At 70.1% G+C, this 24,630-nt stretch carries 20 protein-coding genes; all 20 read left to right on the top strand.

The genetic code is table 11. From position 1 onward, the window contains the following. Window positions 1-185: 185 nt before the first annotated feature. The 20 genes from mraZ to dnaE all read left to right on the top strand — a co-directional run bounded on the left by mraZ (window position 186) and on the right by dnaE (window position 24,629). Window positions 186-617 carry a division/cell wall cluster transcriptional repressor MraZ gene (mraZ, locus tag BOSE127_RS05660; RefSeq protein WP_017886616.1) on the top strand — a complete coding sequence of 144 codons (432 nt, stop codon included), beginning with the start codon at window positions 186-188 and terminating at the stop codon, window positions 615-617. 106 nt (window positions 618-723) lie between these two features. Next, window positions 724-1,689: a 16S rRNA (cytosine(1402)-N(4))-methyltransferase RsmH gene (rsmH, locus tag BOSE127_RS05655; RefSeq protein WP_017886617.1), complete on the top strand. Its 966-nt coding sequence runs from the start codon at window positions 724-726 to the stop codon at window positions 1,687-1,689. Window position 1,690: 1 nt separating this feature from the next. Then, window positions 1,691-2,383 carry a hypothetical protein gene (locus BOSE127_RS05650; RefSeq protein WP_159556497.1) on the top strand — a complete coding sequence of 231 codons (693 nt, stop codon included), beginning with the start codon at window positions 1,691-1,693 and terminating at the stop codon, window positions 2,381-2,383. 49 nt (window positions 2,384-2,432) lie between these two features. Beyond that, window positions 2,433-4,202: a peptidoglycan D,D-transpeptidase FtsI family protein gene (locus tag BOSE127_RS05645; protein WP_017886619.1), complete on the top strand. Its 1,770-nt coding sequence runs from the start codon at window positions 2,433-2,435 to the stop codon at window positions 4,200-4,202. Window positions 4,203-4,216: 14 nt separating this feature from the next. Next, window positions 4,217-5,869 (top strand): Mur ligase family protein, encoded by a 1,653-nt coding sequence (locus tag BOSE127_RS05640; protein ID WP_017886620.1) that lies wholly within the window; start codon window positions 4,217-4,219, stop codon window positions 5,867-5,869. Next, window positions 5,866-7,374 carry a UDP-N-acetylmuramoyl-tripeptide--D-alanyl-D-alanine ligase gene (locus BOSE127_RS05635; protein ID WP_159556495.1) on the top strand — a complete coding sequence of 503 codons (1,509 nt, stop codon included), beginning with the start codon at window positions 5,866-5,868 and terminating at the stop codon, window positions 7,372-7,374. The genes BOSE127_RS05640 and BOSE127_RS05635 overlap by 4 nt, the downstream gene beginning before the upstream one ends. Beyond that, window positions 7,371-8,474 (top strand): phospho-N-acetylmuramoyl-pentapeptide-transferase, encoded by a 1,104-nt coding sequence (gene mraY / locus BOSE127_RS05630; protein ID WP_017886622.1) that lies wholly within the window; start codon window positions 7,371-7,373, stop codon window positions 8,472-8,474. The genes BOSE127_RS05635 and mraY overlap by 4 nt, the downstream gene beginning before the upstream one ends. Before the next feature lie 4 nt (window positions 8,475-8,478). Next, window positions 8,479-10,014 carry a UDP-N-acetylmuramoyl-L-alanine--D-glutamate ligase gene (gene murD, locus BOSE127_RS05625; RefSeq protein WP_159556493.1) on the top strand — a complete coding sequence of 512 codons (1,536 nt, stop codon included), beginning with the start codon at window positions 8,479-8,481 and terminating at the stop codon, window positions 10,012-10,014. Further along, window positions 9,977-11,242, top strand: a complete 1,266-nt coding sequence (gene ftsW / locus BOSE127_RS05620) for a putative lipid II flippase FtsW (protein ID WP_159556491.1) — start codon at window positions 9,977-9,979, stop codon at window positions 11,240-11,242. Before murD ends, ftsW begins: the two co-directional genes overlap by 38 nt. Beyond that, window positions 11,239-12,336 carry an undecaprenyldiphospho-muramoylpentapeptide beta-N-acetylglucosaminyltransferase gene (murG, locus tag BOSE127_RS05615; RefSeq protein ID WP_159556489.1) on the top strand — a complete coding sequence of 366 codons (1,098 nt, stop codon included), beginning with the start codon at window positions 11,239-11,241 and terminating at the stop codon, window positions 12,334-12,336. The genes ftsW and murG overlap by 4 nt, the downstream gene beginning before the upstream one ends. Next, on the top strand, window positions 12,333-13,754 hold the full coding sequence (gene murC / locus BOSE127_RS05610) for a UDP-N-acetylmuramate--L-alanine ligase (RefSeq protein WP_017886626.1): 1,422 nt from the start codon (window positions 12,333-12,335) through the stop codon (window positions 13,752-13,754). The genes murG and murC overlap by 4 nt, the downstream gene beginning before the upstream one ends. Next, window positions 13,751-15,139 carry an FtsQ-type POTRA domain-containing protein gene (locus tag BOSE127_RS05605; RefSeq protein WP_159556487.1) on the top strand — a complete coding sequence of 463 codons (1,389 nt, stop codon included), beginning with the start codon at window positions 13,751-13,753 and terminating at the stop codon, window positions 15,137-15,139. Before murC ends, BOSE127_RS05605 begins: the two co-directional genes overlap by 4 nt. Window positions 15,140-15,285: 146 nt before the next feature. Next, entirely contained in the window at window positions 15,286-16,446 is a 1,161-nt protein-coding gene (gene ftsZ, locus BOSE127_RS05600; RefSeq protein ID WP_017886628.1) for a cell division protein FtsZ, read from the top strand. 7 nt (window positions 16,447-16,453) lie between these two features. Further along, a complete protein-coding gene (locus BOSE127_RS05595) occupies window positions 16,454-17,176 on the top strand; it encodes a YggS family pyridoxal phosphate-dependent enzyme (protein WP_042537334.1) in 723 nt (240 codons plus the stop codon). A 41-nt stretch (window positions 17,177-17,217) separates the two neighbouring features. Further along, window positions 17,218-17,802, top strand: a complete 585-nt coding sequence (locus BOSE127_RS05590) for a cell division protein SepF (RefSeq protein WP_042537332.1) — start codon at window positions 17,218-17,220, stop codon at window positions 17,800-17,802. 68 nt (window positions 17,803-17,870) lie between these two features. Continuing rightward, entirely contained in the window at window positions 17,871-18,167 is a 297-nt protein-coding gene (locus BOSE127_RS05585; protein ID WP_017886631.1) for a YggT family protein, read from the top strand. 185 nt (window positions 18,168-18,352) lie between these two features. Further along, window positions 18,353-19,033 carry a DivIVA domain-containing protein gene (locus tag BOSE127_RS05580; protein WP_031259434.1) on the top strand — a complete coding sequence of 227 codons (681 nt, stop codon included), beginning with the start codon at window positions 18,353-18,355 and terminating at the stop codon, window positions 19,031-19,033. A gap of 2 nt (window positions 19,034-19,035) precedes the next feature. Further along, a complete protein-coding gene (lspA, locus tag BOSE127_RS05575; protein WP_236559507.1) occupies window positions 19,036-19,722 on the top strand; it encodes a signal peptidase II in 687 nt (228 codons plus the stop codon). After that, window positions 19,719-20,648 carry an RluA family pseudouridine synthase gene (locus BOSE127_RS05570; RefSeq protein ID WP_031259437.1) on the top strand — a complete coding sequence of 310 codons (930 nt, stop codon included), beginning with the start codon at window positions 19,719-19,721 and terminating at the stop codon, window positions 20,646-20,648. Before lspA ends, BOSE127_RS05570 begins: the two co-directional genes overlap by 4 nt. Window positions 20,649-21,149: 501 nt before the next feature. Next, entirely contained in the window at window positions 21,150-24,629 is a 3,480-nt protein-coding gene (dnaE, locus tag BOSE127_RS05565; protein ID WP_236559583.1) for a DNA polymerase III subunit alpha, read from the top strand. Window position 24,630: the final 1 nt, after the last annotated feature.

The following is a 24,630-nucleotide window of genomic DNA, read 5'->3' as shown; positions in this document are numbered from 1 at the left end:
GCTCCTGCCGCCCAGAACCGCATGGATCCGGGCTTCTCGGGCTGCATCTGCGGGATGCATTCCTGGGCGCATGCCCCCAGTAGGGGTGTCGAGGGCCGAAAAGGGTGCGGAATCCTGGTCCGGGGGAGGGGAGTGGAGTAAAGTGGGGCTTGCAACGGTCCGGTGGAGCGGAGGGGAGGCCCGACGTGCTGCTCGGTACTCATGCCCCGAAGCTCGACGAGAAGGGTCGCGTGATCCTCCCCGCCAAGTTCCGGGACGAACTGTCCGGCGGGCTCGTCATGACCCGCGGCCAGGAACGCTGCGTCGTGGTCTTCAGCGCCCGGACGTTCGAGGAACTCCACGAGCGCATCCGGACCGCCCCGATGACGTCGAAGCGCACCCGGGACTACATGCGCCTGTTCCTCTCGGGGGCCAGCGCGGAACAGCCCGACAAGCAGAACCGCGTGACGATCCCGCAGAACCTCCGCGAGTACGCGGGGCTCGAGCGGGACCTCACGGTCATCGGCAGCGGTGACCGTGCCGAGATCTGGTCCACCCCCGCGTGGGAGGCCTACTACGCCGAAGCCGAAGAGGCATTCGCCGACAACGACGAGGAGGTGATCCCGGGGATCTTCTGATCCGCGGATCGGGACTCCCAGCCGTGAAGCCCTGACATCACTTCCCCGGTGTCAGGTCGCATGGATGGGGATCCGGACCCACGGCCCAGGAGACGAGGGGCTGCACATGGCCGACAACGACAACGAGACGCCACGCTTCCCGCACACGCCGGTGATGCTCCAGCGCATCGTCGACCTCTTCACGCCGACGCTCGAGGGCCCGGGCAAGGTCGTCGTCGACGCCACGCTCGGCATGGGTGGTCACTCCGAGGGCCTGCTCGAGCGGTTCCCGGAGCTCACGCTCATCGGACTCGACCGCGACACCGACGCCCTCGGCATCGCGGGGGACCGTCTGTCCCGCTTCGGTGACCGCGTCCGGCTCGTGCACACCGTGTACGACGGCATCGTCGACGCGATCCAGGGCGAGGGCTTCACGAAGGTCGACGGCGTGCTGTTCGACCTCGGTGTGAGTTCGCTGCAGCTCGACCGGGCCGAGCGCGGGTTCGCGTACAGCCAGGACGCCCCGCTCGACATGCGGATGGACCGGACCGAGGGGCAGACCGCCGCCGACGTCCTGGCCACCTACGACGAGGGCGAACTGCGTCGCATCTTCCAGCGCTACGGCGAGGAGAAGCTCGCCGGCCGCTACGCACGAGCCATCGTGGAGCGGCGGGCGACGAAGCCGTTCGAGATGTCCGGCGACCTGGTCCAGGTGCTGCACGACGCGACCCCGGTCGCCGTCCAGCGCCAGGGGCACCCGGCCAAGCGCGTCTTCCAGGCGCTCCGCATCGAGGTGAACGCCGAACTGAGCGTGCTCGAGCGGGCGATCCCGGCGGCCCTCGACGCCATCGCGGTCGGTGGCCGCATCGTCGTCGAGTCCTACCAGTCCCTCGAGGACCGAATCGTCAAGCGGGCCCTGGTGGAGCGCACGAAGTCGAGCGCCCCCGCCGACCTGCCGGTGGAGCTGCCCGAGCACGCCCCCACCTTCTCCCTGATCGTCAAGGGCGCTGAGCTGGCCGACGAGGCCGAACGCGCCGCCAACCCCCGAGCAACCCCCGTGCGACTGCGCGCGGCCGAGCGGATCCGGAACTGACATGAGCACGAACCTCGCACTCGTCGACCCTGCGGTCGTCCCGTCGCGGGCCCCGCGCCCCGACCGTCAGCACCGCCCCGAGCTGGTCGAGGTCACCCCCACCGCGGCCCAGCGCCGGGCCCGTCCCCGCATCGGGTACGCCGTCGTGGCCGTCGCCGCGCTCGGGATCCTGCTGCTGGCCCAGCTCGGCATCAGCATGGTGCTCAGCCAGGGCGCTTACACGCTCAACTCGCTGTCGACGGAGCAGACCAACCTGTCCCGCACGCAGCAGTCGCTGTCCGAGGAACTCCGGGTGCTGGACTCGCCGCAGAACCTGGCCCGCAACGCGCAGGCGCTCGGGATGATCGCGAACTCCACGCCGGTGTACCTGGACCCGAAGACCGGCCGGGTGTACGGCACGCCGACCCCGGCGAAGCCCGACGAGGCAACCGCGTCCACCGAGAACCAGGTGCCGAACTCTCTGCTGAACGACGTGCCGCTGGCCACCCAGCCGGGCGCCACGTCGACGAGCAAGGAAACGGGCAACCCCGGCGACCCCGCCGCAGGCAGTGCCGCCGCAGGCAGCACCGCCGCGGACACGTCCGCACCTGCCGCGTCTGAGAAGACCAGCGGCGCCAGCGCGTCGGACCAGGGGACGGCGAAGTCGTCCGTAGAGTCCGACGCGAACCCGCTCCAGGCACCCTCCACCCGGTGACCGGCGGGTCCGCCGCACCCTCAGCACCGCCCGGGAAGGACCGCACCGCGTGACGAAGACGATCCGCAACCGACGCCTGCGCTACAGCATCGTGATGCTCGCCGTGATCGCCCTGGTCGGGGTGTTCGTGGTCCGGCTCGTCGACATCCAGGTCGTCCAGGCATCGGTGCTGAACGAGGCGTCGGCCCAGAAGCGCAGCATCCCCGTGACGATCTACGGCACCCGTGGCGCGATCGTGGACCGCAACGGCACCGAACTCGCCGACAGCGTGACCCGGTACAACATCACGACCTCGCCGCGCCTGGTCAAGCAGTTCAAGGGCAAGCTCGGCGGCACCCGCATCAAGGACGTCAGCGTCAGCACCGCACTCGACGCCCTGGCGAAGGCCTCCGGCGGTGACGTCGCGACCATGCGGAAGAACATCGCCGCGAACCCGAAGTCCGACTTCGCGTACCTGATCAAGGGCCTCGACGTCCGGCACTACGAGGCCGTGGTCGACCTCGGCATCCCGTGGATCTACAAGGAACAGCAGGCGTCGCGGGTCTACCCGACCGCTGCGACGACGGGCAACCTGACCGGGTTCATGGGGACCGACGGCGCCCAGGCCGGCCTGGAGTACGCCTACGACCAGTGCCTGGCCGGCACCAACGGCTCGGAGACCTACGAGCGTGGCGAGGACGGCGTCCAGCTGCCCGGCAGCACCGTGACCACGAAGAAGGCCAAGGACGGCGGCACGCTCGAGACGACGATCGACAGCGACCTGCAGTACATGGCGCAGCAGACCATCGCGTCCGCCGCCAAGACCCTGCAGGCGGAGTCCGCGACGGCCACCGTCACGAGCGTCAAGACGGGCGAGTTGCTGGCGGTCGCCGACTACCCGACCGTGGACCCGAACGACGTCGATGCCACGACCGACAAGGGTGCCTTCGGCTCCCGGGCCCTGACGGCGTCGTACGAGCCGGGTTCCACGATCAAGGCCGCGATCGCCGCCGCGCTGATCGACCAGGGCAAGTCGACTCCCACCGACCAGGCCGTCGTGCCGTACTCGCGCACGTTCCCCTGGGGCGGCACGATCCACGACTCGGAGTTCCACCCCACCGAGAACCTGACGCTGACCGGCATCCTGCAGAACTCGTCGAACGTCGGCATCACCGAGCTCGGGGCACGGCTGACGGCCCAGCAGCGCTTCGACTACATGAAGAAGTTCGGGCTGTTCGAGCCGGAGACGGCCATCGACTACCCGGGCCAGCCCTCGATGGACTACGGCACGAGCCCGAACTGGGACCAGCAGACGAACATCAACTCGATGTTCGGCCAGGGCATCTCGACGACGGCCGTGCAGGTCGCGAGCGTGTTCCAGACGATCGCGAACGACGGCGTCCGGATCCCGCTGCACTTCGTCAAGGGCTGCACCACGGCCGACGGCAAGACGATCGACGCGCCCGACGTGCAGAAGCAGCGCGTCGTGTCCGCAGCCGCCGCCACGCAGGTCACCGACATGCTGCAGAGCGTCGTCACGGGCGGCACGCTGGTGGGCATGAAGCCTATCTCGGGCTACAACATCGCCGCGAAGACCGGCACCGCCGAGGTGGCCGAGGGGTCGCAGGGCTACGGCGGTCAGCGCATCACGTCGGTGGCCGGAATGGCACCCGCCGAAGACCCCCAGTATGTTGTCACGGTGACGTTCACGAAGCCGCAGACCAACAAGTGGTCCAGCGGAGCGGCTCCGGCGTTCCGCACACTCATGTCCCAGGTGCTCGAGAAGTACCGAGTAGCCCCCTCCGCGTCCGAGGCGAAGCTCTACCCGTCCACGTGGTGAGGAAGAAGGAACACTTGTCCGCACGGATCCCCCCGGTCCTCCGACCCGAACACCCGACCCCGAGGGCCGTCGCCGAACTCGCGAACGCGTTCGGTCTGCGTGTCGTCGGCTCGGTCGACACCCTCGAGACCACCGGCGTCACGCTGAGTGCCACCGAGGTGCAGCCGGGTGACCTGTTCGTCGGCGTGCACGGCGCGAACCGGCACGGCGCCCAGTTCGCGACCGAGGCCGCCGAGCGCGGCGCGGTCGCCGTCCTGACCGACCAGGACGGCGTCGCACTCGTCGAGCCGTCCGGCCTGCCGGTGCTCGTCGTCGACGATCCCCGCGCAGCCCTGGGCGACGTCGCCGCGTGGGTCTACCGCACCCACCCCGACGAGGCCACCGACCTGCCGCAGCTGTTCGCCGTCACCGGCACGAACGGCAAGACGAGCACGTCCTACATCCTCGAGGGCATCCTCAAGCAGCTCGGCCTGGTGACCGGCCTGAGCTCCACCGCCGAGCGCCACATCGGCTCGCTCAGCGTGACGAGCCGCCTGACCACGCCCGAGGCCAGCGAGATGCACGCGCTCCTCGCTCGCATGCGCGAGAGCGAGGTCCGCGCCGTCGCCGTCGAGGTCAGTGCCCAGGCCCTCAGCCGTCACCGCGTCGACGGCATCGTCTTCGACGTCGCGGCCTTCACGAACCTGTCGCACGACCACCTCGACGACTACGCCGACATGGAGGAGTACTACCAGGCGAAGCTCCCGCTGTTCCAGCCCGAGCACGCCCGCCGCGGCGTCGTCTCGCTGGACACCGACTGGGGCCACCGCGTGGTGCAGGACTCCCGCATCCCGGTCACCACCATCACGGTGCACCCCGACGTCGAGGCCGAGTGGCACGTCGACATCGTCGAGGCACACGCCGCCTACACCGAGTTCCGCCTGACGGGTCCCGAGGGTCGCGAGCTCACGACCCGTGTGCCCCTGATCGGCTGGCACATGGCCGCGAACGCCGCACTGGCGATCGTCATGCTGGTCGAGGGCGGATTCGAGCTCGGTGCCATCGCGCACGCGCTCGAGAGCAACCACCGCCGTTACCCCGACGAGGACGGATCGGGCGACCGTGAGCGTGACGGTGCGTCCGAGCGCGTCTCCGCCATCGAGTGCTACCTGCCCGGTCGCACCGAGCGGGTCTCCGGCGAGCACGGGCCGAGCGTCTACGTCGACTTCGGCCACAGCGCCGACGCCTTCGAGAACACGCTCGCCGCGGTCCGGCAGTTCACCGCCGGCAAGGTGCTGATGCTGTTCGGCGCCGACGGTGACCGCGACACCACGAAGCGTGGCGACATGGCCCGCGTGGCCGCCGCCGGCAGCGACATCCTCGTCGTCACCGACCACCACCCCCGCTTCGAGGACGCCGCGTCGATCCGGAAGACCCTGGTCGACGCTGCACGCGCCGCCTACCCGGACCACGAGATCCACGAGGTCAGCCCGCCCGAGGCCGCGATCCGCACCGCGGTGGGCCTGCTCGGTGAAGGGGACTCGATCCTCTGGGCCGGCCCGGGCCACCAGGACTACCGCGACATCCAGGGTGTCCGCACGCCGTACTCCGCCCGCGACGAGGCCCGTGCGGCCCTCCGCGAGGCCGGCTGGGAGCCGAACTCCGGTCCGGCGGAGGACGTCCGATGATCGCCATGACGCTCGCCGAGATCGCCACCGCGGTCAGCGGCGAGCTGATCGGCGGCGCCCAGGCGACCGACGTCGTCGAGCCCGGCGACCTGGTCGTCGAGGGCTCGGTCGAGACCGACTCCCGCCTGGTCCGTCCCGGCAGCGTCTTCTTCGCCCTGCCCGGCGAGGTCACCGACGGCCGGCGCTTCGTGCCCGCCGCGGTCGACGCCGGTGCCGCCCTGGTGATCACGCCGGAGCGTGTCGACACCACCGCGCCGCAGATCGTCGTCACCGACGGCTACGAGGCCCTCGCTGCGCTCGCGCACGAGGTCGTCACCCGCGTCCGGATGAGCACCGCGGACCGCGTCGACGCCGACGGTCGCCCGGCACCCCTGCGGGTCGTCGGCATCACCGGCTCGAACGGCAAGACGAGCACGAAGAACATGCTCCGCACGATCCTCGAGCAGCACGGCGCGACGATCGCACCCGAGGGCTCGTTCAACAACCACGTCGGCGCACCGATCTCGATGCTCCGCGTCACGTACGGCACCCGGTACCTGGTGGTCGAGATGGGCGCGAGCGGCGTCGGCCACATCGCCAAGCTCGTGTCGATCGCCGAGCCCGACCTCGGTGTCGTCCTCAAGGTGGGCCTCGCGCACGCCGGCGAGTTCGGCGGCATCGAGGCGACGCAGCGCGCGAAGTCCGAGATGGTCACCGACCTGCCCGAGACCGCCACGGCCCTGCTCAACGTCGACGACGACCGCGTCGCGTCGATGCGCGACCTGACGGCCGCGCGCGTGGTGGGCTTCGGCACGTCGGCCGAGGCCGACTACCGCATCACCGGCATCGAGACGGACCGCAGCGGCACCCGCTTCACCCTCACCGCGCCTCCCGTCCGCCCCGAAGGCGACCGTCCGACGGACGCAACCCTGTCTGGAGGCCCGGATCACGTCGACGTGCGCCTCGCGATCCTGGGTGAGCACCACGCGATGAACGCGTCCGCCGCGCTCACCGTCGCCCACCTGTGGGGCGTGCCGCTCGCCGACGGCGCCGCGGCGCTCGCGTCGATGACGCGCGCCGAGCGCTGGCGCATGGAGCTGCTCCAGGGCGGCCCCGAGGGCGTCACCGTGATCAACGACGCGTACAACGCGTCGCCCGACTCCACCGCGGCGGCGCTGCGGACCCTGGCGCAGATCGTGCGCCCGGGCGAGCGGACCGTCGCCGTGCTCGGTGAGATGGCCGAGCTCGGTGAGTTCTCCGTCGAGGAGCACGACCGCATCGGTCGGCTCGTCGTCCGCCTCGGCATCGGACAGCTCGTGGTCGTCGGCCGCGGCGCGATGCCCATCCACCAGGCCGCCACCCTCGAGGGATCGTGGGACGGCGAGTCCGTGTACATCGAGGACGTCGACGACGCCGTCCGTGCCATGCAGGAGATGCTCCGCCCCGGCGACGTCGTCCTCGTCAAGTCCTCGAAGTCTGCCGAACTGCGATTCCTCGGCGACCGCCTCGGAGGTGTCACCGAATGATCGCGCTCCTCATCGCCGGCGCCACGTCGCTGGTGTTCACGTTGCTGCTCACCCCGTTCTTCATCAAGCTCTTCCACCGTCTCGGGTGGGGGCAGTTCATCCGTGACGACGGCCCACAGTCCCACCACACCAAGCGCGGCACCGCCACGATGGGTGGCATCGTCCTCATCATCGGTGCGGTGATCGGGTACTTCGTGGGCCACCTGATCGGAGGCGACTCGATCACGCTGTCCGGCCTGCTCGTGCTGTTCCTGATGGTCGGGCTCGGGTTCGTCGGCTTCATCGACGACTTCCTCAAGGTCCGGCGTCAGCGGAGCCTCGGGCTCGGTGGCTGGGCGAAGATCCTCGGCCAGGTCATCGTCGGCGTCATCTTCGCCACGATCGCACTGGTCGTGCCCACGTCGAACGGCAAGCCCCCGGCATCCACGATGATCTCGGCCGTCCGCGACGTGCCGTGGCTCGACTTCATGGCGCTCGGCACCGTCATCGGCACGGTGCTGTTCCTCGGCTGGATCGTCCTGCTGACGGTGTCCACGTCGAACGGCGTGAACGTCGCCGACGGCCTCGACGGCCTGGCGACGGGATCGAGCATCCTGGCGATCGGCTCGTACGTCATCATCGGTTTCTGGCAGTCGAACCAGATCTGCGGCGGGACCCGGCTCGACTCGGACACCGCACACGCCTGCTACACCGTCGCGAACCCGCTCGACCTCGCCGTGGTCGCGGCCGCGGTCTGCGGTGGGCTCATCGGGTTCCTCTGGTACAACACCTCGCCGGCACAGATCTTCCTCGGCGACACCGGTTCGCTCGGCCTCGGCGGTGCCCTGGCCGGCCTCGCGATCCTCAGCCGCACCGAGCTGCTGCTGGTCCTCATCGGTGGCCTGTTCTTCATCGTCACCGGTTCGGTCATCCTGCAGCGTGCGTACTTCAAGATCACCCACGGCAAGCGCATCTTCCTGATGAGTCCGCTGCACCACCACTTCGAACTGAAGGGGTGGGCCGAGGTGACGGTCGTCGTCCGCTTCTGGATCATCGCCGGACTCTTCGTCGCGGCGGGGGTCGGGCTCTTCTACCTCGAATGGATCGCAAGCGTTGGTTGACCCGGTGTCCTCGTCGTCCCGTCTCGAGTCCCTCGACAGCTGGCACGCCGAAGGGTGGAAGGGGCTGAACGTCGCCGTCCTCGGCCTGGGTGCCACCGGGTTCTCGGTCGCCGACACCCTCGTCGAGCTCGGCAGCGAGGTGACGGTCTACTCGTCCGACGCCCCGGCCGACAGCGTCGAGCTGCTCGACGTCATCGGTGCCCGGTTCCTGCAGACGCCGCTCGACACCGTGCCGGACGCGCTCGTCGCGCAGGCGCCCGACGTCGTGGTCGTGTCGCCGGGGCTGCCCCCGCACAACGCCACCGTCCAGTGGTCGGTGGTGAACAGCACCGTCTGGGGTGACATCGAGCTCGCCTGGCGTGTCCGCGACAAGGTCGTCCGCGGCCCGGTCGCGGCCCCGTGGATCACGATCACCGGCACGAACGGCAAGACCACGACGACGCAGCTGACGACCGCGATGTACGAGGCCGGCGGCCTGCGTGCCGTGGCGTGCGGGAACATCGGCGTGCCGGTGCTCGACGTCGTCCGCGACCCGGTCGGATACGACGTGCTCGTCGTCGAGCTGTCGAGTCACCAGCTGCACTACATGGCGACCTCCGGCGACGGTGCCGTGGTGCCCCTCGCGAGTGCCTGCCTGAACATCGCCGACGACCACCTGGAGTGGCACGGTTCCGCCGAGGCGTACCGCGCGGCGAAGGCCAAGGTCTACGAGCGCACCGTGATGGCGTGCGTCTACAACACCTCGGACGAGGTCACCCGGCAGATGGTGCAGGAGGCCGACGTGGTGGAGGGCTGCCGAGCGGTCGGCTTCACCCCCGGTGTCCCCGCCCCCGGTGACGTCGGCATCGTCGAGGACGTCCTGTGCGACCGGGCCTTCAACGAGGACCGCCGCAACAGTGCACTCGAGCTCTCGACGGTCGCCGACCTCGAGGCCGCCGGGCTCGCCAGCCCGCACATGACCATGAACGTCCTGGCCGCCGCTGCGCTGGCACGTGCCGGCACCGTCCAGCCGAGCGCCATCCAGACGGCCGTCCGGGCCTTCCGTGCCGACCACCACCGCACCGAGCTCGTCGCAGAGTCCGAGGGCATCGCCTGGGTCGACGACTCCAAGGCCACGAACCCGCACGCCGCCACCGCGTCCCTGGCGTCCTTCGACACCGTCGTGTGGATCGTCGGGGGCCTGTTCAAGGGCGTCGACATCGACGGCCTGGTCGAGCGCTTCGGTCCGGACGTCCGCGCCGTCGTCGTCATCGGGACCGACCGGGCCCCGGTGCTCGAGGCATTCGCGCGACACGCGTCCGCGGTCCCCGTGCTCCAGGTCGAGACGACGGACACTGATCAGGTCATGCGCGAGGCGGTCCGGCATGCCGCATCGGTCGCGAGGCCGGGCGACACGGTCCTCCTCGCCCCGGCGGCGGCGTCGTTCGACCAGTTCGGCTCCTACGCCGACCGGGGGCAGCGTTTCGCGGCCGCGGTCAACGAACACCTGGGAGGAGAAGTCGATGGCGACGACACCGACGGATCTTCCGAACAGGCGTAACGGCCGGACCGCGTCGACCCCACGACGGACGAACGGCGCGATCGTCGCCGTCAAGAACGTCTTCGTCGCGGAGTCCAGCACCTTCTACACGATCCTCGGCGTCACGCTGTTCCTCGTCGTCTTCGGCGTCGTCATGGTGCTGTCCTCGTCGAGCGTCGAGGAGTACGCGGCGACCCACGACTTCTTCGGGGCGGCCTCCCGCCAGGGCCTGTACGCCGTGCTCGGCGTGCCGCTCATGCTCATCGCGAGCCGGGTCCCGACCCGGATCTGGCGGAAGTGGGCGATGCGGCTGCTCGGTGCGGCGCTCGTGCTGCAGCTGCTCGTGTTCACGCCGCTCGGTCTCGACATCCAGGGCAACCGGAACTGGATCAAGCTCGGGTCGTTCACCGCGCAGCCGTCCGAGGTCGTCAAGCTCGGCCTGGTGCTCGGCATCGGCGCGATCCTCTACGTCAAGCGGGAGAAGCTCGACGACTGGAAAGAGGTCTTCATCCCGATCGGGATCGCCTCGATGCTGTCACTCGGGCTCGTGGTCCTGGGTGGCGACCAGGGCACGGCGATGGTCATGCTCATCCTGGTGTTCGGCGCCCTGTACATCGGCGGTGTCCGCGCCCGGCACCTGCTCGTCGGCCTGGCTGCGTTCGCCGTGATGCTGCCCTTCGTCACGATGGCGTCGGCCTCGCGGTCGACGCGCATCAGCGCATGGCTGTCCGGGTGCACCGACTCCAGCCAGTACCAGGACATCTGCTGGCAGCCCGTGCACGGCATGTGGGCGCTCGCGTCCGGCGGGGTGTTCGGCGTGGGCCTCGGCAACTCGAAGGCCAAGTGGTCGTGGCTGCCCGAGGCGGACAACGACTACATCTTCGCGATCATCGGCGAGGAGCTCGGCCTGATCGGTGCCGTCGTGGTGCTGAGCCTGTTCGTCGTGCTCGCCGTCGGCATGATCAAGATCATCCGGCAGTCCCGCGACCCCTTCGTCAAGACGGTCACCGGCGGCATCCTCGCGTGGATCATCGGCCAGGCACTCATCAACATCGCGGTCGTGCTCGGCCTGCTGCCGGTGCTCGGTGTGCCCCTGCCACTCATCTCGGCCGGTGGTTCGGCCCTCATCATGACCCTGGTGGCGATCGGCGTCGTGCTCTCCTTCGCCCGTGACCTGCCCGGCAAGAACGACCCCGGCCTGACGAACGCCCCACTCGGCCGGACCTCCACGAACGGATCACTGCGGTGAGCAAGTACCTCTTCGCCGGCGGCGGCACCGCCGGCCACGTCAACCCCCTGCTCGCGGTCGCTGACCGGCTGACCGAGCGGGAGCCCGGCGCCGAGGTCCTCGTGCTGGGCACCGCCGAGGGCCTGGAGTCCCGCCTCGTCCCGATGCGCGGCTACGAGCTGCTGACGATCCCGCGCCTGCCGTTCCCGCGGAAGCTGAACAGTGCGGCCCTGCGCTTCCCGCAGCGCTTCGCGGCGGCGGTCAAGCGGACCGAGCAGATCATCCGCGACCACGAGATCGAGGTGGTGCTCGGTGTGGGTGGCTACGCGGCCGCTCCGGCGTACATCGCCGCCCGCCGCACCGGCACCCCGATCGTCGTGCACGAGCAGAACGCGAAGCCCGGGCTGGCGAACCGCCTCGCCGCGTTCCTCACCGAGCACGTCGGCCTGACCTTCTCGAACACGCGCCTGCGCCACGGCCGCGTCGTGGGCATGCCGCTCCGTCGCGAGATCGAGTCACTCGACCGCCGTGCCTCCCGTGCCGAGGGGCTCGCCGAGTTCGGGCTGGACCCGGACCGGCCGGTCCTGCTCGTCACCGGTGGGTCCTCGGGCGCGCGGAGCATCAACCGGACGATCAACCAGTCGGCCGCCGCGATCGTCGGTGCCGGCTGGCAGGTCCTGCACGTCGTGGGCGCCGCGTCGGCCATCGGCCCGAGCGACCTCGAGGGCTACCACGTGCTGCCGTACTGCGACCGGATGGACCTGGCCTACGCGGCGAGCGACTTCGTCGTGTCGCGCGCCGGCGCCGGCATGGTCTGCGAGCTCACGGCCGTCGGACTGCCGAGCGTGCTCGTGCCGTACCCGGTGGGCAACGGCGAGCAGCGTCACAACGCGAAGGACGTCGTCGACGCCGGGGGAGCCGTCCTGGTGGCCGACGGGGAATTCGACCGCGACTGGGTGACGTTCCAGTTGCTGAGCATCCTGCAGGACCGCTCCCGCATCGCGGACATGACCGTGCGGGCGGGCAGCGTGGGCCACCGCGACGGCGCCGACCGGATGACGGACCTGGTCCTCGACGCCGCGAAGGCGGCCCCCAGCACCACGGAGGAACGATGACCATCAAGCCGGACCTGACCCAGCCGATCCCGGACGACCTCGGCACGGTGCACTTCGTCGGCATCGGCGGCTCGGGCATGAGCGGGATCGCCCGGATGTTCCTCGCGGCCGGCCACCGCGTGACCGGCAGTGACTCCCGCGAGACGGAGACCACCGGCACGATGCGCGACCTCGGTGCGACGGTGCACATCGGGCACGACGCCGCGAACGTCGGCGAGGCGGACAGCATCGTCGTCACGAGCGCACTGTGGCCGGACAACCCCGAGCTCCTCGAGGCCCAGCGCCGCGGCCTGCCGGTCCTGCACCGGTCGCAGGCCCTCGCCGCCCTGATCGCCGAGCACCGCCTGGTCGCGGTCGCCGGTGCGCACGGCAAGACCACCTCGACCGGCATGATCGTCACCGCCATGGTCGAGCTCGGTCTCGACCCGAGCTTCGTCAACGGCGGCGTCATCCAGTCCCTCGGCACCAGCTCGGCCCCGGGGTCCAGCGACCTGTTCGTCGTCGAGGCCGACGAGTCCGACGGCTCGTTCCTGCTCTACGACGTCGCGGTGGCCCTCGTCACGAACGTCGACGCCGACCACCTGGACCACTACGGCAGCGAAGAGGCCTTCACCGAGGCCTTCGTCGAGTTCGCCGCGAAGGCGAGCCAGCGCGTCGTCATCTCGAGCGACGACGCCGGTGCGAAGACGGTCACGGCCGGCATCCGCCAGCGCCCGGACGCCCCCGAGATCGTCACCTTCGGCGAGGCCGCCGACGCGGACGTCCGCATCGAGGGCATCACCGAGTCCGCCGGCGTCGAGGTCGACTTCCGCGCGGGTGGTCAGGCGTACCACCTGACCCTCCGCGTGCCCGGCCGGCACAACGCGATCAACGCCGTCGGTGCCTTCGCGGTGCTGACCGGTCTCGGCGTCGCCCCGGTCGACGCGATCCGCGGGCTCGAGGCGTTCGGCGGCACCCAGCGCCGCTTCGAGCTGCACGGGGTCGAGCGCGGGGTCTCGGTCTACGACGACTACGCGCACCACCCGACCGAGGTGGCCGCCGCGCTCAAGGCCGCCCGCAACGTGGTCGGGGACGGCCGCATCATCGCGATCCACCAGCCGCACCTGTACTCCCGCACCCGTCTGATGGCCGGCGACTTCGCCAAGGTGTACGAGGAACTCGCCGACCACACGGTCGTGCTCGACGTCTACGGCGCCCGCGAGGACCCGGAGCCCGGCGTGACCGGTGCCCTGGTGCAGGAGCGCTTCGCCGACCAGTCGCGCGTCGAGTTCCTGCCCGACTGGGACGACGCTGCGGCCCGTGCGGCCGCGGTCGCCCGGGACGGCGACATCATCATGACCCTCAGCTGCGGCGACGTGTACCGGATCATCCCGCAGGTGCTCGACGCCCTGGGCACCGACGGAGCGTCGTCCCGGTGAAGCGCCCCGAGGGGTTCGACGAGGGGGACGCCCGCCAGGACGCCCCGGCCGAGGCCGCGGAAGCGCCCCGGCAGCGTCGTGGTCCCTCGAAGCCGCGGCTGCCGTTCCGCGGCCGTGTCGCCGACGACCGGGAGGCCCGTCCCGCGTCCGACGAGTCGGCTGCGGCCGTCGAGACCCCCGCCCCCACCACCCCGGGCAGCACTCCGGCACCCGGTGCCTCCGGCACGCGCCCCCCAGCGGTCGGTGCGCCCCCGAGTGTCGGGGCGCGACGGCCGTCCGCGGGCGCAGATCCGACCACCGATGCCGCCGACTCGACGCGCGACCGCGTCGGCGCCCTCGCGGGCGCGGCCGGCCGCCGCGTCGGCGCCGGCTTCGGGGCCGTCGCCGACCGCCTGCGCGAGTACACGCCGGACGAGGACCACCGCGACCCGCGCCCCGACGCGGGCAACGCGCCCCGAGGAGACGGGGCGCGACGACCGTCCGGGGGCGCGGCGGGCAGTGGACGCGACCACGACGCGACCGTGACCGACGTCCTCGACGCGAGCAGTGCCTCCCGGACGGAGCAGCACGCCGAGGCGCCCATCGGGGCGCGGGTGCGCGCCGCGGAGACCGCCCGCGAGGCGCGCATCGCGAAGCGTCGCCGTCGCCTGCTCGAGCGTGCCGAGGTCCGCCGGTTCACCCGGCGCAGCCGGCACCGTCGCGCCGCCTGGATCACGGCGGCGAGCGTCGTCCTGGTGCTCGGGGTCTCGATCCTGGTCGCGGTGTTCTCGCCGCTGATGGCGCTCCGCACGATCGAGGTCAAGGGGACCAACCGCGTCGACGAGACGGCCCTGCGCCAGGCGCTGTCCGACCAGATCGGCACACCCCTGGCCCGGCTCGACTTCGCCGCGATCAAGCGCGACGTCGCCGGGTTCCCGCTGATCGAGAGCTACGTGACCGAAGAGGCGCCGCCGCACACGCTCGTCGTCACGGTCACCGAGCGCACGCCGGTGGTCGCCGTGCGGTCCGGCAGCACGTTCGACCTCGTCGACCCCGCCGGCATCGTCGTGCAGTCGTCGCCGAAGCGTCCGGCGACGATGCCGCTCGCCGACATCGCCCGTGCACGCCTGGGCTCCTCGAGCTTCCGCACGATGACCGAGGTCGTGCTGGCCTTGCCGTCGACGGTCCGGTCCCAGGTCACCCGCGTCGCCGGGTCCACCGCCGACGACGTCACCCTGACCCTCAAGGACGGCTCGACCGTCGTGTGGGGGAGCCCGGACGACTCGGACGCGAAGGCCGCGCTGCTCGCCGCGTTGGTCAAGGATCACGAGGCGCGGAACCCGGGCGTCGTCGTCGAGTACGACGTGTCGGCACCGGACAACGGCGTGATCCGCGCGAAGGACTGAATTGCCGGACCTGATCGGCGACACGCGGCGTGGCGGGGCGACAGTGCGCCGAACGCACCCGTAGCGTCGAAGCCAGCACCACATCTACCAGCATTGCCCCTGAACTTCAAGTAGAGGTTGAGGGTTCTACCGGAGGCCTGACTGACGTGACCACGAACCACAACTACCTCGCCGTCATCAAGGTCGTCGGTGTCGGCGGCGGCGGCGTCAACGCCGTCAACCGCATGATCGAGCTCGGTCTCCGTGGGGTCGAGTTCATCGCGATCAACACCGACGCCCAGGCACTGCTGCTCAGCGACGCCGACGTCAAGCTCGACGTCGGCCGCGAGATCACCCGCGGGCTCGGCGCCGGCGCGGACCCCGAGGTCGGCCGTCGTGCCGCCGAGGACCACGCCGAGGAGATCGAAGAGGCCCTGGCCGGCGCCGACATGGTGTTCGTCACCGCGGGCGAGGGCGGCGGCACCGGCACCGGTGGTGCTCCGGTCGTCGCGCGCATCGCGAAGTCCATCGGCGCACTGACCATCGGTGTCGTCACGAAGCCGTTCAGCTTCGAGGGCAAGCGCCGCCAGTCCCAGGCCGAGAACGGCGTCGCTGGCCTCAAGGACGAGGTCGACACGCTCATCGTCGTGCCGAACGACCGCCTGCTCGAGATCAGCGACCGTGGCATCTCCATGGTCGAGGCGTTCGCCACGGCCGACCAGGTGCTCCTGGCCGGCGTGCAGGGCATCACCGACCTCATCACCACCCCCGGCCTGATCAACCTCGACTTCGCCGACGTGAAGAGCGTCATGCAGGGTGCGGGTTCCGCGCTCATGGGCATCGGTTCGTCGCGCGGTGCCGACCGTGCGATCAAGGCGGCCGAGCTCGCCGTCGCGTCGCCGCTGCTCGAGGCCTCGATCGACGGTGCGCACGGCGTGCTGCTCTCGATCCAGGGCGGCTCGAACCTCGGCATCTTCGAGATCAACGACGCCGCTCGTCTGGTGCAGGAAGCCGTGCACCCCGAGGCGAACATCATCTTCGGTGCGGTCATCGACGACACCCTGGGTGACGAGGTCCGCGTCACCGTCATCGCCGCGGGCTTCGATGGTGGCGAGCCGGCGCAGCAGCAGAAGGAGCGTCGCTCCAGCTACGTCGACCCGGAGTCGAGTGTCTCGGCACCCGTCGCCGCTTCGACCGGCGCGATCGAGGACTCCACCACGTCGAGCCCGTCCTGGGCCTCGCAGGAACACCAGCCGCCGGTGCAGCGCGCCGCCGACCCGGCGTTCGACGACGACGACGAGCTCGACGTCCCCGACTTCCTGAAGTAACCCGCCCGTGGTAGCCGACACGCGCCTCCAGGCCTCGTCTCACGACGACGGACTGGAGGCGCGCGTTGCGTCCGTCCGGAGGGGCATCGCCGGCGCGGCGCGCGCCGCAGGGCGCTCGCCCGACGAACTCACGCTCGTCGTCGTCACGAAGTACCACCCGGCGTCCCTCGTGCGCGAGCTGGCCGCACTCGGCGTGACGGACGTGGGGGAGAACCGCCACCAGGAGGCACAGGCCAAGGCTGCGGAACTCGCCGACCTCGACCTGACCTGGCACTTCGTCGGGCAGCTGCAGTCGAAGAAGGCCCGGCAGGCCCGTCGGTACGCCCACGTCGTGCAGTCGCTCGACCGTGGCTCCGTCGTCGACGCGTTCGCCCCGACCGAGGCCGAGCCGGAACCGCCGGTCATCGACGGGTTCGTGCAGGTGAACCTGACCGACGACCCCGGCCGTGGTGGGGTGCAGCCGGACGACGTCGAGGCGATGGTGGAGCGCGTGCTGGCCACCGGGACGATCCGGTTGCGGGGTGTGATGGCCGTCGCACCCCTCGACGAGGAACCCCGTCCAGCCTTCGCCCGGCTCCGTTCGATCTCCGAGCGGGTCGTGGCGCTCGAGCCCGGTGCCACCGACATCTCGGCCGGCATGAGCGGGGACTACGCCGAGGCGATCCTCGAGGGCGCGACACACCTGCGGATCGGCACCGCAATCACGGGAAACCGGCCGCTCGCACCCTAGCCTCGTTGCAGGGCACCACGAGCACGAACCCCGGAGGAACCATGGCCAACCCGCTGAAGAAGACGATGGTCTACCTCGGCCTCGCCGACGAGGAACTCGACTACGAGGACGAGCAGCAGGCCGAGCCCGCGCGCCAGCAGGCAGCCCCTGCTCGCCAGGCCGCAGCGGCTGCTCCGGCGGCCGCCGAACCGCAGGAGACCCCCGCCGCGGCAGCAGCCCCGGTGGCCGTTCCCGCAGCGGTGCCGGCTCCCACCAAGACGCACACCCACCAGCGCGGCGCCCAGGTCACTCCGCTCCGCCGCTCGCACACGACCGCACAGAAGGCGACCCCGGTCCAGGAAATGAACGAGATCCTCACCGTCCACCCGCGCGAGTACAAGGACGCCCAGTCCATCGCCGAGAGCTTCCGCGACGGCATCCCCGTCATCATCAACCTCTCGCAGATGACCGAGGGTGACGCTCGACGCATGATCGACTTCGCCTCCGGTCTGTCGCTCGGGCTGTTCGGCAAGATCGAGCGCGTCACCAACAAGGTCTTCCTCCTGTCGCCGGCGCACGTCGCAGTGAGCGGTGAGCCTGCTGAGGTAGAGTCCGACATCGAGGCGAACTTCTTCGCCCAGTCCTGAGCCGTACCCGGCACACCCGCCCCTGAGCGTCGTCTGACGACGCTCGCCCGAGACGAGCGAGCCCCATCGTGTCCGTGATCCTAGGGATCATCTCCCTCGCGTTGCTCCTGTACTTCTTCGTGATGTGGGGGCGCTTCGCGCTCGACCTCGTGCAGAGCTTCAACCGCTCCTGGCGTCCGCGCGGGGGCATGCTCGTGGTGTCCGAGTTCGTCTACACGATCACGGATCCGCCCATCCGAGCGGTGCGACGGGTCCTCCCGCCGCTCCGCCTGGGGCCGGTGGCGCTCGACTTCGGCTGGACGATCGTGATGCTCGTCGTCATCATCGCCCGGTTCGTGGTCGCCGCCCTGGCACGCGGTATCTGAGCGGACTCCCGTCCGCGACACGCGCCACGCCAGGCGCGCGGCACGGTTCCGCCCCATCGTCGGTGTACGGTGGTCGGGATCGATGCCCGCTCCGGTGGCGCATCCGCACCGCACGGTACGACTGGTAAGTTCGGTCGCACCGCATGCGGTTCCACACGTTCAGCAGTTCTATTGAGGTGACGGCAATGGCTTTGACGCCGGAAGACGTAGTCAACAAGCGGTTCCAGCCGACGAAGTTCCGCGAGGGCTACGACCAGGACGAGGTCGATGACTTCCTCGACGAGGTCGTGGTCGAGCTCCGTCGCCTGACCGCGGAGAACGACGAGCTCCGCCAGCGCCTGCAGGCGGCCGAGTCGGCCCCGCAGTCGGCGCAGGCCGAGCAGCCCGCTCCCGCAGCGGAACCGGAGCCCACGCCGGCACCGGTCGAGGCAGCACCGGAGCCCGCTCCGGTCGCCGCGGCCGCTCCGGTCACGACGGTCCCCGCCGACGAGGACACCGAGGGCACCACGAACCTCCTGACCCTGGCGCGTCGTCTCCACGAGGAGCACGTGCGCGAGGGCATCGAGAAGCGCGACGCGCTCATCGCCGAGGGCACCGCCCAGGCGGCTCGCCTGGTCTCCGAGGCCGAGGCGAAGCAGCGCCAGATCATCGCCGACACCGAGAACACGAACCGTCAGCGTGTCGCGGTGCTCGAGCAGGAGCAGCGCCAGCTCGAGGGCAAGATCGACGAGCTCCGGACGTTCGAGCGCGACTACCGTGCGCAGCTCAAGAGCTACATCCAGGGGCAGCTCTCCGAGCTCGACTCCTCGGGCGAGCAGTCCGGTCTCACCCCGGCGCCGGCTTCGGCGCAGGGCTTCGGCAACTGACGTTGTCGCGACCAGCATCACGAGCGAAGGTCAGTGTCCGCGCTATCGCGGCACTGGCCTTCGCCGCTGTCGTGGTGGTGGCGTTCGACCAGGTCGCCAAGACGCTGGTCGTCGCGAACCTGCCGTACGGCACCCCCGTGCCGGTCCTGGGCGGGGTGTTGCAGTTCCTGTACGTCCGGAATCCGGGGGCCGCGTTCTCGTTCGCGGTGAACATGACCTGGGTGTTCTCGGTCATCTCGGCCGCGGTCGTCGTCGCGATCATCGTGTACTCGCGTCGCATCCGGTCGATGTGGTGGGCGATCGTGCTCGGCATGCTGCTCGGCGGTGCGCTGGGCAACCTGCTCGACCGGCTCTTCCGTGAACCCGGGTTCGGTCGGGGGCACGTGGTCGACTTCATCTCGACCCCCTGGATGATGCCGGCGATCTACAACGTCGCCGACTCCTTCATCTGCATCAGCATGGTGGTCTTCGTGCTGCTGGTGATCCTCGGGGTGAACCTCGACGGCACCCGCACGCTCTCGGCCAAGCGCCAGGCGCAGCTCGACGCGGCGGAGCCGGCCGACCCGGCGCAGCCGCTCGACGGTGGGGCCGCGTTCTCGTCGACCGATGCGGCTCTCGACGAGCCGACCCGTGCCTCCAGGCCGAACGACGGCGACCGTCGCGACACGCTGGGCCACGACGCCACGTGACCGAATCGCGTTCTCTTCCCGTGCCCGACGGGCTCGCCGGTGAGCGCGTCGACGCAGCCATCGCGAAGCTCCTCGGCTTCAGCCGTTCGTTCGCGGCCGACGTCGTCGCCGCGGGCGGCGTCCGCGTCGACGGCGTCCCCGTCGACAAGTCGGACCGCCTGCACGCCGACTCCTGGCTCGAGGTCGAGTGGACCCCGAAGGAGCCGCCGCGCATCGTGCCGGCAGCCGTGCCTGGCATGACGATCGTGCACGACGACGAGGACATCGTCGTCGTGGACAAGCCCGTCGGGGTCGCCGCGCACCCCTCGCCGGGGTGGGACGGGCCGACCGTGCCCGGGGGCCTCGCCGCCGCCGGGTTCACCATCGCGACCTCCGGGGCCGCCGAACGCGCCGGGATCGTGCACCGGCTGGACGTCGGGACCTCGGGCCTGATGGTCGTCGCGAAGACCGAGCTGGCGTACACACACCTCAAGCGGGCGTTCAAGGAGCGCACGGTCGAGAAGGTCTACCACGCGCTCGCGCAGGGCCACCCCGACCCGACCTCCGGCACGATCGACGCCCCGATCGGTCGGCACCCGTCGAGCGACTGGAAGTTCGCGGTCACGTCGGAGGGCAAGCCGAGCGTCACCCACTACGAGACGCTCGAGGCCTTCCGCTCCGCGACCCTGCTCGAGGTGCACCTGGAGACCGGGCGCACGCACCAGATCCGGGTGCACATGGCCGCGACCCGCCACCCGCTCGTCGGCGACACGATGTACGGTGCCGACCCGGTGCTGGCGGCCGAGCTCGGGCTGACCCGCCAGTGGCTCGACGCCGTCCGGTTGGGCTTCGACCACCCCCGCACGGGCGAGTGGGTGTCGTTCGAGGCGCAGTACCCGGACGACCTGCAGGCAGCGCTGGAGCAGATCCGGAGCGCGTCGCTCTGACACACCCGGCCGCTCGTTCCGAGGGGTCACGACGTGTCGGCTGCGGCGCCGCCAGGCGACGCCTGCTGCACACGCGGCGGCGCGCATGCGGCGTGTCTTGCCCGCTCGGCGGCGCGCGCCGCGCGTGTCGCGATCCGATGCCGGTCTGGAGGCGCGGTGCGGGCCCGCCCCGAGCCTGCCGTCCGCCCCGCCCGGTCTCTTTCGCCGAGGGGTCGCGAACTGTCGGCTGCGGAGCCGTCAGGCGACGCGTTCTGCACCCGCGGCGGCGCGCGTGTGGCGTGTCCTGCCCGCTCGGCGGCGCGCCCTGCGCGTGTCGCGACCCGATGCCGGTCTGGAGGCGCGGTGCGGCCCCGCCCCGAGCCTCCCGTCCGCCACGACGCGCGCGGGAATGTGGGCGGCCGCAGTTAGGCTGTTCCCACCCCGCAGCACACCGTACGAACCGGAGGTTCCGTGTCGGATTCCGACTCCTTCGTCCACCTGCACGTGCACAGCGAGTACTCGATGCTCGACGGTGCCGCCAGGCTCTCCGACCTCGTGGCGGAGACCGCCGCGCAGGGGATGCCCGCCGTGGCGGTGACCGACCACGGCAACATGTTCGGCGCCTTCGAGTTCTGGAAGGCCGCCAAGGCCGGTGGCGTCAAGCCCATCATCGGGACCGAGGCGTACATCACGCCCCGCACGCACCGCTCCGACAAGACCCGTGTCCGCTGGGGTGACGGCGGCGGCGACGACGTGTCCGGTGCGGGCTCGTACACGCACATGACGATGTTCGCCGAGAACACCACCGGCATGCACAACCTGTTCCGGTTGTCGTCCAAGGCGTCGCTCGAGGGCTACTACTTCAAGCCCCGCATGGACATCGAGCTCCTGCAGGAGTACCACCAGGGCATCATCGCCACGACGGGCTGCCCCTCGGGGGAGATCCAGACGCGCCTGCGCCTCGGCCAGTACGACGAAGCGGTGCAGGCCGCCGCCGACTACCGCGACATCTTCGGCAAGGAGAACTACTTCGCCGAGGTCATGGACCACGGGCTCGAGATCGAGCGCCGGATCATGAGCGACCTGATCCGCCTGGCGAAGGACCTCGACATCCCGCTGGTCGGCACGAACGACCTGCACTACACGCACGCCCACGACGCCAAGTCGCACGCGGCACTGCTCTGCGTGCAGTCCGGCTCGACCCTCAACGACCCGAACCGCTTCAAGTTCGACGCGGACGAGTTCTACCTGAAGACCCCGGCGCAGATGCGGCACGTCTTCCGCGACAACCTCGAGGCCTGCGACAACACGCTGCTCATCGCCGAGCGCTGCAACGTCGAGTTCGACACCTCGGCCAACTACATGCCGAAGTTCCCGGTGCCCGAGGGCGAGACCGAGCACTCCTGGTTCGAGAAAGAGGTCGCGAAGGGGCTGGACTACCGGTACCCGGACGGCATCTCGAAAGAGGTGCAGGACCGCGCCGACTACGAGGTCGGCATCATCAACCAGATGGGGTTCCCGGGCTACTTCCTGGTGGTCGCGGACTTCATCAACTGGTCCAAGAACAACGGCATCCGCGTCGGTCCGGGGCGTGGCTCCGGTGCCGGCTCGATGGTGGCGTACGCGATGCGCATCACCGACCTCGACCCGATCCGGCACGGTCTGATCTTCGAGCGGTTCCTCAACCCGGACCGCGTCTCGATGCCCGACTTCGACGTCGACTTCGACGACCGGCGCCGCGGTGAGGCGATCAAGTACGTCACCGAGAAGTACGGGTCGGAGCGCGTGGCGCAGATCGTCACGTACGGCACGATCAAGGCGAAGCAGGCGCTCAAGGACTCCTCGCGCGTCCTCGGGTTCCCGTTCGGCATGGGCGAGAAGCTCACCAAGGCGATGCCACCGCCCGTGATGGGCAAGGACATCCCGCTCACCGGGATCTTCGACAAGGACCACCCGCGCTACAAGGAAGCCGTCGACGTCCGCACCGTGGTCGAGACCGACCCCGAGGCGAAGACCGTCTTCGACACGGCGCTCGGGCTCGAGGGGCTGAAGCGCCAGTGGGGCGTGCACGCGGCCGGCGTCATCATGTCGAGCGACCCGCTGATCGACATCATCCCGATCATGAAGCGGGAGCAGGACGGCCAGATCGTCACGCAGTTCGACTACCCGGCGGCGGAGTCGCTCGGCCTGATCAAGATGGACTTCCTGGGGCTCCGCAACCTCACGATCATCAGCGACGCCCTCGACAACATCAAGACGAACCGGGGGACCGAGCTCGACCTCGAGAACATGGGGCTCGAGGACCCCGAGGCGTACGCGCTCCTGCAGCGCGGTGACACCCTCGGCGTGTTCCAGCTCGACGGCGGGCCCATGCGCGGCCTGCTGCGGCTGATGAAGCCCGACAACTTCGAGGACATCTCCGCGCTCATCGCCCTGTACCGTCCGGGGCCCATGGGTGCGAACTCGCACACGAACTACGCGCTCCGCAAGAACGGCGAGCAGCCGATCACCCCGATCCACCCGGAGCTCGAAGAGCCCCTGAAGGACATCATCGGCACGACCTACGGCCTGATCATCTACCAGGAGCAGGTCATGGCCATCGCGCAGAAGGTCGCCGGGTTCTCCCTCGGCCAGGCGGACATCCTCCGCCGCGCGATGGGCAAGAAGAAGAAGTCCGAGCTCGACAAGCAGTACGCGGGCTTCCAGCAGGGCATGAAGGACAACGGCTACTCCGACGCGGCGATCAAGACGCTGTGGGACATCCTGCTGCCCTTCTCCGACTACGCGTTCAACAAGGCGCACTCGGCGGCCTACGGTGTGGTGTCCTTCTGGACCGCGTACCTCAAGGCGCACTACCCGGCTGAGTACATGGCGGCCCTGCTGACCTCGGTCGGTGACGCCCGTGACAAGCTCGCCCTGTACCTGAACGAGTGCCGGCGCATGGGCATCAAGGTCATGCCGCCGGACGTCAACGAGTCGATCGGCTTCTTCGCCGCAGTCGGTGACGACATCCGCTTCGGCATGGGTGCCATCCGCAACGTCGGGTTCAACGTGGTCGACGACATCGTCAAGGCCCGGACCGAGAAGGGTGCGTTCGAGTCCTTCCACGACTTCCTGCGCAAGATCCCGATCTCGTCGGCGAACAAGCGCACGGTCGAGTCGCTCATCAAGGCTGGTGCGTTCGACGAGTTCGGGGACACCCGCCGTGCCCTGGTGGAGATCCACGAGGGCGCCGTCGAGGGCGCGGTGAAGGTCAAGCGTGACGAGGCCCACGGCAACGTCGGGTTCGACTTCGACTCGCTCTTCGCCGAGGCCGCCGAGGACACCCCGAGCGCCGCGGTGTCCCAGGTGCCGGACCGGCCGGAGTGGTCCAAGCGCGACAAGCTGGCGTTCGAGCGGGACATGCTCGGGCTCTACGTGTCCGACCACCCGCTCGCCGGGCTCGAGATCGAACTCGCGAAGCACCAGTCGATCACCATCGCCGACCTGCTGACCGCCGACGACTCGATCGAGGGTGAGACGGTCACCGTCGCCGGCCTGCTGACGAGCGTGCAGCACCGGGTGGCGAAGACGAGCGGCAACCCGTACGGCATCGTCGACATCGAGGACTTCGGCGGGCAGATCGGGGTGATGTTCCTGGGCAAGACGTACCAGGAGTTCGGCCCGTCCCTGGTGGCCGACTCGATCGTCGTCCTGCGCGGCCGCGTCAACGTCCGCGACGACGGCAAGGCCCTGCACGCGGTGAGCATGTTCCAGCCGAACGTCGGCGACGCGATGGGTTCCGGCCCGCTCACCCTGTCACTGCCCGAACGGCAGGCCACGACGACCACGGTGACGGAACTCGCCGCCGTGCTCGGCCGTCACCAGGGCGACACCGAGGTCCGGCTGAAGCTGCTGAAGGACGACGTGGCACGCACCTTCGAGCTGCCGTTCCCGGTGAACCTCACCCCGGACCTGTTCGGCGAGCTGAAGAGCCTGCTCGGACCCCGCTGCCTGGTCTAGG

Source organism: Curtobacterium sp. 8I-2 (assembly GCF_902506155.1).
GTDB classification, from domain to species: Bacteria; Actinomycetota; Actinomycetes; order Actinomycetales; family Microbacteriaceae; genus Curtobacterium; species Curtobacterium poinsettiae.
This window is presented reverse-complemented; position numbering and strand designations above follow the sequence as displayed.